Annotated in this window: 12 protein-coding genes; 7 read left to right on the top strand and 5 right to left on the bottom strand. The window is 71.6% G+C overall.

Annotated elements, in window-relative coordinates:
* Nucleotides 1-51: 51 nt before the first annotated feature.
* Together BUB75_RS06050 and BUB75_RS06045 are read right to left on the bottom strand one after the other, a co-directional pair.
* Nucleotides 52-1299: an acyl-CoA dehydrogenase family protein gene (locus BUB75_RS06050; protein ID WP_073252223.1), complete on the bottom strand. Its 1248-nt coding sequence runs from the start codon at nucleotides 1297-1299 to the stop codon at nucleotides 52-54.
* Nucleotides 1296-2432, bottom strand: coding sequence for an acyl-CoA dehydrogenase family protein (locus BUB75_RS06045; RefSeq protein WP_073252221.1), 1137 nt, complete (start codon nucleotides 2430-2432; stop codon nucleotides 1296-1298). The genes BUB75_RS06050 and BUB75_RS06045 overlap by 4 nt, the downstream gene beginning before the upstream one ends.
* Before the next feature lie 116 nt (nucleotides 2433-2548).
* Here BUB75_RS06045 and BUB75_RS06040 point away from each other — a divergent pair, with 116 nt between their 5' ends.
* The 5 genes from BUB75_RS06040 to BUB75_RS06020 all read left to right on the top strand — a co-directional run bounded on the left by BUB75_RS06040 (nucleotide 2549) and on the right by BUB75_RS06020 (nucleotide 6439).
* Nucleotides 2549-3418 carry an AAA family ATPase gene (locus tag BUB75_RS06040; RefSeq protein WP_073252219.1) on the top strand — a complete coding sequence of 290 codons (870 nt, stop codon included), beginning with the start codon at nucleotides 2549-2551 and terminating at the stop codon, nucleotides 3416-3418.
* Complete coding sequence (locus BUB75_RS06035; RefSeq protein ID WP_073252216.1) at nucleotides 3415-4086, top strand: alpha/beta fold hydrolase; 672 nt, start codon at nucleotides 3415-3417, stop codon at nucleotides 4084-4086. Before BUB75_RS06040 ends, BUB75_RS06035 begins: the two co-directional genes overlap by 4 nt.
* A 12-nt stretch (nucleotides 4087-4098) precedes the next feature.
* Nucleotides 4099-5448, top strand: coding sequence for a VWA domain-containing protein (locus BUB75_RS06030; RefSeq protein ID WP_178379771.1), 1350 nt, complete (start codon nucleotides 4099-4101; stop codon nucleotides 5446-5448).
* A 68-nt stretch (nucleotides 5449-5516) separates the two neighbouring features.
* A complete protein-coding gene (locus BUB75_RS06025; RefSeq protein WP_218617315.1) occupies nucleotides 5517-6005 on the top strand; it encodes an FAS1-like dehydratase domain-containing protein in 489 nt (162 codons plus the stop codon).
* A 14-nt stretch (nucleotides 6006-6019) separates the two neighbouring features.
* Nucleotides 6020-6439, top strand: coding sequence for a MaoC/PaaZ C-terminal domain-containing protein (locus tag BUB75_RS06020; protein ID WP_073252211.1), 420 nt, complete (start codon nucleotides 6020-6022; stop codon nucleotides 6437-6439).
* A 46-nt stretch (nucleotides 6440-6485) separates the two neighbouring features.
* Here the strand turns inward: BUB75_RS06020 and BUB75_RS06015 are convergent, their stop codons facing one another.
* From BUB75_RS06015 to BUB75_RS06005, 3 genes are all read right to left on the bottom strand, one after another.
* Nucleotides 6486-6914 carry an ArsR/SmtB family transcription factor gene (locus BUB75_RS06015; protein WP_178379770.1) on the bottom strand — a complete coding sequence of 143 codons (429 nt, stop codon included), beginning with the start codon at nucleotides 6912-6914 and terminating at the stop codon, nucleotides 6486-6488.
* Between the two features lie 136 nt (nucleotides 6915-7050).
* Nucleotides 7051-7842, bottom strand: coding sequence for an enoyl-CoA hydratase/isomerase family protein (locus tag BUB75_RS06010; RefSeq protein WP_073252206.1), 792 nt, complete (start codon nucleotides 7840-7842; stop codon nucleotides 7051-7053).
* Nucleotides 7843-7946: 104 nt separating this feature from the next.
* Entirely contained in the window at nucleotides 7947-9410 is a 1464-nt protein-coding gene (locus BUB75_RS06005; protein WP_073252204.1) for an NAD-dependent succinate-semialdehyde dehydrogenase, read from the bottom strand.
* A gap of 183 nt (nucleotides 9411-9593) precedes the next feature.
* Between BUB75_RS06005 and BUB75_RS06000 the strand changes: the two genes are divergently transcribed.
* Entirely contained in the window at nucleotides 9594-10448 is an 855-nt protein-coding gene (locus tag BUB75_RS06000; protein WP_073252202.1) for a 3-hydroxyacyl-CoA dehydrogenase family protein, read from the top strand.
* Nucleotides 10438-11844, top strand: a complete 1407-nt coding sequence (locus BUB75_RS05995; RefSeq protein ID WP_073252200.1) for a carboxyl transferase domain-containing protein — start codon at nucleotides 10438-10440, stop codon at nucleotides 11842-11844. Before BUB75_RS06000 ends, BUB75_RS05995 begins: the two co-directional genes overlap by 11 nt.
* The last annotated feature ends 15 nt before the right edge of the window (nucleotides 11845-11859 follow it).

Genomic DNA, 11859 nt, shown 5'->3' with positions numbered 1-11859 from the left:
CCGCACGTCGAAGGGGGCCGGGAGGATCTCCCGGCCCCCTTCGACGTGTGCTCAGGCCTTGCCCTGCTTCACCTGGTTGAACGGGACGTCACGGTCGGCGGCGTACTCGCGCGGCATCCCGAGCACTCGCTCGCTGATCACGTTGCGCGCCATCTCCGTGCTGCCCCCGCCGAGGCTGCCCGCCTGCCGGTTGAGGAAGAACTCCCCGACCTTGCCCGGCCCCGGCTCCTCCAGCGGGCCGGTGACCGCGGCGCTGCCCGCGATCTCCAGGCGGATGTCGCTGTCCCGCCAGTCGGTCTCCGCGTGGAACAGCCGGGTCATCGACGCCGACGGCCCGGGCAGGTGGCCACCGGCCAGGCCCGCGGTGACCCGCCGCACCAGGTGCTCCTGCACGAGGTGGATGGCCCGCGACTCGCCGATCAGCTCGCGCACCTTCGGGTCGTCGAGCCGCCCGACCTCGTCCGCCAGCGCCCAGAGCGGCTGGTCGGCCACGCTCGAGACGCCCCGCCCGACACCGCTGACGTACGGCGAGCCGCCGCCCATCGCGGTCCGCTCCCAGTACAGCTGCCGGGACGCCACGGCCCAGCCGCCGTTCACCTCGCCCACGACCGCGTCGGCCGGGAGCATCACGTCGTCGAAGAACTCCTCGCAGAACTCCGTCGACCCGTTGACCTGCCGGATCCGGCGGATCGTGACGCCCTTCTCGTGCACGGGCACCAGGAACATCGTCAGGCCGGCGTGCTTGGGCACCGACCAGTCGGTCCGCACCAGGCAGAGCCCGTAGTCCGCGGCGTACGCGCCGGAGCTCCAGATCTTCGCGCCGTTGAGGATCCAGACGTCACCGTCGCGCTCGGCCTTGGTCGTCACGCCGGCCAGGTCGGACCCGCCGCGCGGCTCGGAGAGGAACTGCACCATCAGCTCGTCGCCGCGCAGCGCCGCGCCGATCCGGTCGCGCTTCTGCTGCTCGCTGCCCATGTCGAGGATCGTCGCCGCACAGATCGCGAGCGTCGGGACGTTGATCCGCAGCGGCATCTCGTAGGGCGCCGACTCCGCGCTGAACGCCCGCTGGTGCTCCCGCGTCAGCCCGAGGCCGCCGTACTCGCGCGGGAACGCGATACCGGCGAACCCACCGCTCCAGAGCAGCTTCTGCAGCTCACGGGTGCGCGCCCAGGAGGCGTCGTCGTTCTCCGGGTCGTCCAGGCTGGTGTCCCGGTCCTCCAGGCGCGGCATGTTCGCGGCCAGCCACGTCCGGGCCCTGGACCGGAAGTCCTCGACGGACTCGACCGACTCGGTGCTCATGCGGCTGCCCTTTCCCGGACGATGATCTGCTCCGCCAGCGCTCGACGGTGCTCCTCGGGCGTTCCGTACAGCGCCCGGTTGACGGTGGCGCGCCGCAGGTAGAGGTGCAGGTCGTGCTCCCAGGTGACGCCGATGCCGCCGTGCAGCTGGACGCAGTCCTGGATGATGTCGGTGGCCTTGGACCCGACGTACGACGCGGCGGCGCTCACCAGGTCGGCGGCGTCGGCGGAGCGGTCCTGCACCGCGCGCCCGGCGGCCGACACGATGCCGTGCGAGGCCTCCAGCCACGTCTTCATGTCCGCGAACCGGTGCTTGAGCGCCTGGTACGACGCGAGCGGCCGGCCGAACGAGTACCGGTCGAACGCCCACGCGATCGTGAATTCCAGGACCCGGTCGACCGCACCGGCGGTCTCCGCGCTCTGCAGCACCGACGCGATCAACCGCTGGCGATCGATCAGCGGCTCCGCGGCCCCCAACCGTCCGACCAGCGCCGACGCCGACACCCGCACGTCGTCGAACGCCACCGAGCCGAACCGCCGAACCAGGTCGAGCGACCAGGACGGCTCCACCCGCAGGCCGGCCGCGTCGGCGGGCACCAGGAACTGGGTGGGCCCTTCCGGCGCGCGGACCGTCACCAGGAACAGGTCCGCCTGGTCGGCGGCCTCCACCCGATCCTTGACGCCGCTCAGCGTCCAGCCGTCGTCGGTCGGCGTCGCGGTGACACCCGGGTCGTCCGGCGTCCACCCGCTGCCCGGCTCGTAGACCGCCCAGGTGCCGACGGCCTCGCCCGCGACGAGCCGCTCGACGGAATCAGCGTGACCACCGGCGTCCACCAACGCGGCCAACACGGTGTTCACTGGAACCAGCGGTCCCGGGGACACCAGCCGCCCCATCTCCTCGGCGACGATCAGCAGGTCGAGCAACCCGGCGTCGGACACGCTGCCGCCGCCCTGGTCCTCGGGGACCAGCAGCGTCGTCCACCCCAGCTCGGCGCCCCGGGTCCACCAGTCCCGCGCGAACCCGTGCGGACCGGTGGACAGCTCCCGGACGGTGGTCAGAGGCACCTCGGCTTCGAGGAACTTCTTCGTAGTTGCCCGGAAGAGCTTTTGATCCGGGGTGAGGTCAAAATCCATGAAACTCCTCCAGGGAGGGCACGTCGACTCCCCATGCTTTGACAGTTCTGAAATTATGCAGGAGTTCTGCCCGCGTCAAGGCGCGTCGGCCGCTGCAGCGGCGAGAGAGGACCCCCGTGGAGAACGCACCTGGTTTTACCTCGGCAAAGGACGCCGCAGACCGGTTACGCGCGGTCGACTACCTGCCCGACGACCGGATCGCCGGCACCGTCCACCTCGCCGCGCGGATGGCGAAGCCCGTCCTCGTCGAGGGTCCAGCGGGAACCGGCAAGACCGAGCTGGCCAAGTCGGTCGCGGCGGCCACCGGCGCCCGGTTGATCCGGCTGCAGTGTTACGAGGGCCTGGACGAGTCCAAGGCGCTGTACGAGTGGGACTTCCGCAAGCAGCTGCTGCAGATCCAGGCGGCCGGGACCGGCGCCGAGACGAACCTCGAGGACCTGTTCGGCGAGGCGTTCCTGCTGGCTCGCCCGCTGCTCGCCGCCATCCGGGCGGACGAACCGGTCGTGCTCCTGATCGACGAGGTGGACCGGCTGGAGGTGGAGACCGAGGCGCTGCTGCTGGAGGTGCTCTCGGACTACCAGGTGTCGGTGCCGGAGCTGGGCACGATCACCGCGAGCCGGACCCCGCTGGTGTTCCTCACCTCGAACGCGACCAGGGAGCTGTCCGAGGCACTCAAACGCCGCTGCCTGTTCCTCCACCTCGACTACCCCGACCCGGACCGCGAACGCGACATCGTGCTGGCCCGGGTGCCCGGCATCTCCGAGCGGCTCGCCGCGCAGGTGGCCGATGTCGTCCGCTCGCTGCGCGCGATGGACCTGAAGAAGCGCCCGTCGGTCTCCGAGACCCTCGACTGGGCCAGGGCGCTCGTGCTGCTCTCCGAGGAGACCGTGACCGACGCCACGGTCCGCAGCTACTTGCACGTGCTACTGAAGAACCAGAGCGACATCACGCAGGCCACGGATCACTTCACGGGGATGTCGGCATGACCGTTCTGCTCGTGCACGGCGCCGGGTCGACGATCGACCACAACTTCCGCAAGGTCGGCTGGATCGACCTGCTGGAAGCCGCCGGGCACCCGGTGATCGGATACCACCTCCCCGGGCACGGCGACGCCCCGCCACCGGATATGACCAGCGGCGACGAGGTCGTCGACGACCTGCTCGGGCGGCTGGAGGTGGACGGGCCGCTGGACGCGGTCGGGTTCTCGGCCGGTGCGCAGCTCCTCGCCGCGACCGCCGCGCGCGAGCCGGCCCGGTTCCGGCGGCTCGCGCTGCTCGGCGTCGGCAACGGCGTGCTCAAGCCGAACGTCGTCGCGATACGCAGGCTCGCCGACGCGCTCGCCGACGAGGACGACCCCCACGGGGTGGGCCGGCTGTTCCGGCGGATGGCCCGCTCGGCGGGCAACGACATCGACGACGTCCGGCGCTACCTGGAGATCCCCAAGCCGCCCGCCGAGCCCGACGCGCTCGCGAAGGTGGACGCGTCCGTGCTCGTCGTCCTCGGTGACAAGGACTTCAACGCGCCCGCCGACGACCTCGTCGCCGCGTTCGGGCGGGCGCGCCTGCGGATGCTGCCCGGCGTCGACCACTTCGGGCTCGCCGCGGACGTCCGCTGCCTGGAGATCGTCATGGCGTTTCTCGACGGGGCCGACTAGATGCTCGCGGCGGTGGAGAGCCTGGTCGCGGAGCTGCGCACGGTCGGCCTCCCGATCTCGGTCAGCGAGCAGATCGACGCGCTCCGCGCGCTGGAGCACGTCGACCTGGGCCGCCCGATCGAGGTACAGGTGGCGCTGCGCGCCACGCTGGTCAAGGTCGCGGCGCACGAGCACGCGTTCGACACGGTGTTCGGGCTGTTCTTCCGGCCTACGGCCGATCCCGACCGCGGGTCCGGTCCCGTCCTCACCGGCTTGTCCGACGACGAACTGCGCGAACTGCTGGTGGACGCTCTGCGCGCGGGCGACGTCGCGCTGCAGCGGGCGCTCGCGGCGGTGTTCGTCGACCGGCACGCCGACGTCCAGCCGGGCCGTCCGGTCGCCGGTACCTACTACCTGTACCGCACGATGCGGGCCGTGGACGCCGACCGGCTGGTCACCGAGCTGCTCACCGGCGAACCCGGCGACGGGCCGGCCGGGCTGGACGCACGGTTGCGGACCGAGCGCGCCGAGGGGACCGTCCAGCAGTTCCGGATCGAGGTGGAATCGGAGATCCGCCGCCGGCTGGTCGCCGACCGGGGGGCGGCCGCGGTCGCCAAGACGCTGCGCACGCCGCTGCCGGAGGACGTGGCGTTCCTCACCGCCTCCGCGAAGGAGATCGAGACGCTGCGCGAGACCGTCGACCCGCTCGCCCGGGTGCTGGCCGCACGGCTGGCCCAGCGACGGCGTCACCGGCGCAGCACGCGGCCGGACGTCCGGCGCACGGTGCGTGCGGCGCTGTCCACCGGCGGTGTTCCGGCCGCCGTGGTCCACCGGCCGCCCCGGCCGCCGAAGCCCCGGCTCGTCGTGCTCGCGGACATCTCCGGGTCGGTCTCGACGTTCGCCACGTTCACGCTCTACCTGGTCTCGGCGCTGCGGGGCGCGTTCGCGTCGGTGCGGACGTTCGTGTTCGTCGACGGCGTGGACGAGGTGACCGACCTGCTCGCGACCGAGCCCGACCTGGCCGCCGCCACCCGCCGGATCAACTCCGAGGGCCTCGGGGTGTGGCTGGACGGGCACTCCGACTACGGGCACGCCCTGGAGAGCTTCTGGGACTCCTGGGGAACCCAGATCACCGGCCGCACCACCGTGCTCGTCCTCGGCGACGCGCGGTCGAACTACCACGCCCCGCGTGCGGAGGTCCTGCGCCGGATCCGGGCGCGGGCAGCCCAGCTGTACTGGCTCAACCCCGAGCCCACCGCCGCGTGGGACAGTGGCGACTCGGTGATCGGCGGATACGCGCCGCACTGCGACGCGGTCGTGGAGTGCCGGACCGTGCGGCAACTGAAGGCGTTCGTCGACGGGCTGGGTGACGGAAGCCGTTGACCGGACGAACCTCAAGCAAGTAGAAACTTAGCTAAGTGTCTAAGCGAATCCCGCCGGGAGGTCTTCCGATGAGAACGAACGTGTCCGACGCCATGCGCGGCGCGCTCGGCAACCTGTTGACCCGGAGGATCAGTTACCCGGTGTCCGAGTCGGACATCCGGCGCTGGGCGCTCGCGACCTACTGGCCGGACAAGCCGCCCCAGGTCTTCCTGGACGCCGCCAGCGCCCCCGAGGAGTTCAACCCGTTCGCCTGGGCGGTGGCGGCCAGCGAGTCCACCGGGAAGGCCGGTAAGGACGCCAACGCCGCCGACCGCACCGAGCAGCTGGCCGGCGTCCCGGGGCCGGGGCTGCAGTTCCAGCTCAACGGCGGCATGGAGACCGAGTACGGCGCGCCGATCCGGCCCGGCGACGTGATCACCAGCGAGAACCGCCTGGAGTCCTACTCCGAGCGCGAGGGGCGGCTCGGGCTGATGCTCTTCACGGTCACCGAGGACACCTGGACCAACCAGGACGGCGCGGTCGTGAAGCGCACCCGCAGCACGCTGATCAGGTACTGAGGGGAACAACACCCATGACCCAGCAAGTGAGTGTGGCGCCGACGGTCGGCGAGGAGCTGCCGCCGTTCGTCCGGGAGACCGGGTTCGCGGCCTGGAACCGGTACGCCGCCGTGAACGACGAGTTCGTCCCGATCCACATGGACGACGAGGCGGGCAAGGCGGCCGGCTACCCGACCGCGTTCGGGATGGGCAACCTGCAGTGGTCGTACCTACACATCCTGGTGCGGCAGTGGCTGGCGGGCCGGGGCCGGATCGTCCGGCTGTCGTGCCAGTTCCGGAACCCGAACCTCAAGGGTCAGACGGTGACCGCGCGCGGCGTCGTCGAGTCGGTCTCGGAGGAGGGTGGCGTGATCAGCGCCGAGCTGCGCATCTGGACCGAGACGCAGGACGGCGCGCAACTGGCGCCCGGCACGGCCACGGTCGTCTTCGACTGACGCACGAAGGCCCGGGCGCGAGCCCGGGCCTTCGTGTGTGCTCTGCTCACCAGGTCAGCAGCGTGACCTCGGGTTCGCGGCCCTCGTCGCCGGCGGCCTGACGGAGCCGGGTCGTGGTGGTGTTGCGACGGCGCCGGATCGGCGTCGGCTTGTGCTCGAGCTGTCCGCTGTCGCCGACCGGACGCGGCTCGGGCGCCAGTGCCCAGACGTCGTCGATCAGCCCGCGCAGCACGTCGCGGCGCAGCGTGTAGAAGAAGTTCCGGCCCTGCTTGCGCGTCGAGATCAACCCGGCCTGGCTCAGGATCTTCGTGTGGTACGAGATGCTGGGCTTGGAGATCGGCAAGGTCTCCTCGAGCGTGCTGCACGCAAGCTCGTCGGTGGCAGCCATCTGCTGCACGATGCTCCAGCGGATGGGATCGCCCAGGGCCTTGAAAACCTCGGTCGCGCTCACCGCGTCGGCGGAAGGTGGAGTCACCAGATTGCTCCTCACTTGCTGGCTAGACTCCCTCGGCTAGCGCCTCGACATTCGTTTAACTATCAATATACGCCGTCGCGGCCACCGCACATCGTCCGTGCAGCCGTTCGACGATTAGATATCCGCGTGCAGAATTTCACAGACCTTTGAAGTTTGGCGCGCGTCGGTGCCGTTTTGCCTCGATTCCTTCGTGCAGATCCGCGGTCGTCATCGTGACCGGCTGGGCGAGCGCCTCCCACTGCAGCGACGCCTCCAGCCCGTGCGCGGCCTGCTCGAGCCCCGCCTTGGTCAGCCGGGTCGCGATCGGTGCGGCGCCGGCGATCTGCTCGGCGACCTTCAGCGAGTGGGCGAGGACGTCGTCGGCGACCCCGCCGATCAGCCCCCAGTCGAGCGCCTCCTCGCCGAACACCTCGCGGCCGGTGTAGAGCATCTCCCTGGCCCGCGAGACGCCGATCGCCTCTTGCAGCAGCCAAGTCGCGCCCATGCCCGCGTGCGTGCCGAGGTAGATGAACGGCGTGCTGAACATCGCGCCGGGCCCGGCGTACCGCAGGTCGCAGGCGAGCGCGAGGCAGACCGCGGCGCCCACGACCGGGCCGTTGACCGCGGCGATCACCGGGAACGGCAGCGAGCGGGGGCGCAGCCAGGTGCGGTAGAACGGCAGCATCCGCTCGCGCAGCCGGTCGGTCGTGGTGTCGTGCCCGGCGGCCTGGTCCAGCCAGGAGAGATCGGCGCCCGAGCAGAACGAGCTGCCCGCGCCGGTGACGACCGCGACCCGGGTGTCCCGGTCGGCCGCGACCTCCTCGATCGCGGCGCCCCACGCGGCCGTCATCTCGCCGGTCATCGCGTTGCGCACCTCGGGCCGGTTGAGCGTCAACAGCCGGACGCCCGGCGTGGGCTCGCTGATCAGCACCGCGTCGTCCGTGGCCATCTCTCCTCCGTTCGGGCACCGAAGCGCCCCACCGACGCCGGTATCGGCACACTACCGTCGAACGGTGCCGGCCCTACCGATAGCGGGGGGCGGGCAGGTGGCAATCAAATAGCCAAGCCGACGAGCTTCTCCTCCAGGTACTCGTCGAGGCCCTGCGCGCCACCCTCGCGTCCCAGACCGCTCTCCTTGGCGCCGCCGAACGGCGCCGCCGCGGCGGTCGGGTTGATGTCGTTGATGCCGACGATGCCGAACCGTAGCCCCTCCGACACCCGCACGGCCCGGCCGATGTCCTGGGTGTAGACGTACGACGCCAGCCCGTAGGTCGTGTCGTTGGCGGCCTCGAGCACCTCGCGCTCGTCGTCGAACGGCAGCACGGCCGCGATCGGACCGAACGTCTCCTCGCGGTAGATCGCCATGTCGGGCGTGACGTCGGCGAGCACGGTCGGGGCGTAGAAGTACCCGTCGTCGAGCCCGGGGCCGCTCAGTCGATCGCCGCCGGTGAGCACCCGCGCGCCCTTCGCCCTGGCGTCCCCCACGTGCCGTTCCATCTTTTCCAGCGCGGCCGCGTCGATCAGCGGGCCGATCCCCACCGCGGGGTCCAGTCCGGAGCCCGCGCGCAGCGCGGTGACGCGCTCGCAGAGCGCCTCGACGAACCGGTCATGGATCGGGCGCTGCACGTAGATCCGGTTCGGGCAGATGCAGGCCTGGCCGGTGTTGAGGAACTTCACCAGCGCGGCGCCCTTGGCCGCGCGCACCGGGTCGGCGTCGTCGAAGACCAAGAACGGCGCGTGCCCGCCGAGTTCCAGCGAGACGCGCTTCATCGTCGCGGCCGCCCGGGACGCGAGCTGCTTGCCGACCTCGGTGGAGCCGGTGAACGTGAGCTTTCGCACTGCGGGGGCGTCCAGGAAGACGTCGCCGGTCGGCACCGGGTCGCTGGTCGTGACGAGGTTCGCGACGCCTGCGGGCAGCCCGGCGTCGTGGAAGATCTGGAACATGGCGACCGCGCAGAGCGGCGTCTGCTCGGCCGGCTTGACGACGATCGTGCAGCCCGCCGCGAGCGCGGGCGCCACCTTCCTGGTGATCATCGAGATCGGGTAGTTCCAGGGCGTGATCGCCGCGACCACGCCCACCGGCTGACGCAGCACGGTGAAGCGCTGGTCGGCGCGGGCGGAGGGGATCGTCGTCCCGTAGACGCGCTTCGCCTCCTCGGCGTACCAGGCGAGGAAGTCCGCGCCGTACCGCACCTCGTTGCGTGCCATCTTCAGCGGTTTGCCCTGCTCACGGGTCATCAGCAGCGCGAGGTCGTCGGCCCGGTCGAGCATCAGCCGGTGGGCGGAGACCAGGAACTCGGCGCGCTCGTACGCGGTCCGCGCGGACCAGGGCCCGAACGCCGCGGAGGCCGCTTCCACCGCCGAGGAGGCGTCACAACGGTCGGCGTCGGCGACCCGGCCGATGACCTCGCCGGTCGCCGGGTCGGTCACGGTGAACGTGCGACCGTCCGCCGCGTCCTTCCACGCGCCGTCGAGGTACAGCGCCCCCGTCAGCACAGAGTCAGCAGTCTCGTCCATCAGAGCGACCCGCAATCAAAGCGTCGATACTTTTGGAATCACCTAACGATAACGGACGTCACCCGCACCGATAGCCCGTCCGACGGGAATCCTCCGCCCCCGGACGATCTTGTCCGGCCCGGGACGCCTCCTGTATAGATACATTGACAACCTTCAAAATGGGCGGCCGTTCGAGGAGTACGCGTGCAGATAAAGCGGGTAGCCGTCATCGGCTGCGGGACGATGGGCGGGGGCGTCGCGCAGGTGTCGGCCCAGCGCGGCTACGAGGTGGTCGTCGTCGAGAAGGACGCGGCAGCCGTCGAGGCCGGGCAGCGACGCGTGGTCGCCGGCCTGGACCGTCAGCTCGACCGTGGCCGGATCACCGCGGACGACAAGCAGGCCGCGCTCGACAAGCTCCGGTTCGGCACCGACCTCGAGGCGATCACCGAGGCCGACCTCGTCGTCGAGGCGGTCTTCGAGGACGTCGAGCTCAAGAAGGGGCTGCTGGCCCGGATCGACACGCTCGTCGGGCCGGAGACGCTGATCGGCTCAAATACCTCCACGATCCCGCTCGTCATCCTCGCCGGCGCGACGAAGCGCCCGGAGGCCATCGTCGGCCTGCACTTCTTCAACCCGGTGCCGGTGATGAAGCTGGTCGAGGTCATCAAGACCCCGATCTCGCTGCCGGCCAACGTCGAGAGCTTCGTCGCGTTCGCGAAAGACCTCGGCAAGAACCCGGTCGTCATCAACGACGTCCCCGGGTTCGTCGGCAACCTGCTCGTCGTGCCGTTCCTGCTCGACGCGATCCGTGCGTTCGAGCGCGGCGTCGCACCGAAGGAGTCGATCGACGAGGTCCTCCAACTCGGCTTCAACCACCGGATGGGCCCGTTCCGGCTCGCCGACCTGATCGGGCTGGACATCGTCCACGACATGGCCGCGTCGATGTACGAGGAGTACAAGGACCCGAAGTACTTCCCGCCGCCGCTGCTCAAGCAGTACGTGCGGCTCGGGTGGCTGGGCCAGAAGACCGGCCGCGGGTTCTACACCTATGACGGCTGAGATCGCACCCGCGGCGGAGGCCGTCCCGTTCGTCGAGGAGTGGGACGCCGAGCTGTGCTCCGCCGACCCGCTGGACTTCCCGGCCTACGAGTCCCCCGCCGCCGCGGACGAGTCGGTGCGCACCGGCGTCGTCGACCTCGCCGGGACACCGGCCGCGCTCGTCGCCTGCCGGTTCGACCGGCACGGCGGCACGATGGGCGTCGTCGCGGGTGAGCGCATCGTGCGGGCGTTCCGCCGCGCGACCGAGCGGCGACTCCCGGTCGTCGAGCTGGTCGCCAGCGGTGGGGCACGGCTGCAGGAGGGCATGTTCTCGCTGGTGCAGATGGGCCGGACCGCGTCCGCCGTCGCCGACCACGCCGCGGCGGGGCTGATCAGCGCCGCGGTGCTACGCTCCCCCACCACCGGCGGCGTCTACGCGTCGTGGGCGTCGCTGGCCGACGTCCGTGCCGCCGAGCCGTCGGCGACGATCGGCTTCGGCGGTCCGCGCGTGGTGGCACAGGTGACCGGGTCGTACCCGCCCGCGACGTCGCACACCGCGGAGTCGGCGCACGCGCACGGGCTGGTGGACGCGCTGGTGCCGCGCTCCGACCAGTGGGGCTGGCTGACCTCGGCGGTCGGCGCGGCCCCGGCGCCGCCGCTGGCCGTGCCGCACGGTCGCCCCACGGTCCGACGTCATACCGAGGCCGACGTCGCCGGGGCGTGGGCCGCGGTGACCCGGGCGCGGGCGGCGCATCGGGCGTCCGGGCTCGAGTGGGCGGCGTGGCTCACCGACGGCTGGCTGGAGCTGCGCGGCACCGACCCGGGCGTCCGGGCAGGCATCGCGACGCTGGACGGCGGCCGGGTTCTGGTGATCGCGATGGACCGGCACGCGAACCCGCACCCCGGACCGGCCGCGTTCCGGCTGGCCCAGCGCGCGATCCGGCTCGCCGGACGGCTCGGCCTGCCGGTGCTGACGCTGGTCGACACGCCAGGAGCCGACCCGTCGCCGCCGTCTGAGGCCGACGGGGTGGCCGCCGAGATCGCCCGGACGCTGCTCGCGCTGGCCGAGCTGCGCACCGCGAGCGTCGGACTGGTCGTCGGCGAGGGCGGCAGCGGCGGAGCGCTGGCGCTCGCCCACACCGATCGGCTGCTGCTGCTCCGTGGCGCGGTGTTCTCGGTCATCGGCCCCGAGGCCGGCGCCGCCGTGCTCTACCGCGACGCGGCCCGCGCCCCGGAACTGGCCGCCAGCTTCCGGCTGACCGCGGGCGAACTGGCCCGCGCGGGCCTGGTCGACGCGGTTCTCGACGAGGACGCCGCTGCGGTCCGCGCCGCGGTCACGTCCGCGCTGGGTGCGGCGCGCCCCGGCGACCGCACCGCACGCCCCACCCGCGCCACCGCGTCGGCCCTGGCGCGGTAACCCTCGAGACGGAGG

It is taken from the genome of Cryptosporangium aurantiacum (assembly GCF_900143005.1).
GTDB lineage: Bacteria > Actinomycetota > Actinomycetes > Mycobacteriales > Cryptosporangiaceae > Cryptosporangium > Cryptosporangium aurantiacum.
The sequence above is the reverse complement of the archived record's forward strand: the minus strand, read 5'-3'. Positions and strand labels throughout refer to the sequence as shown.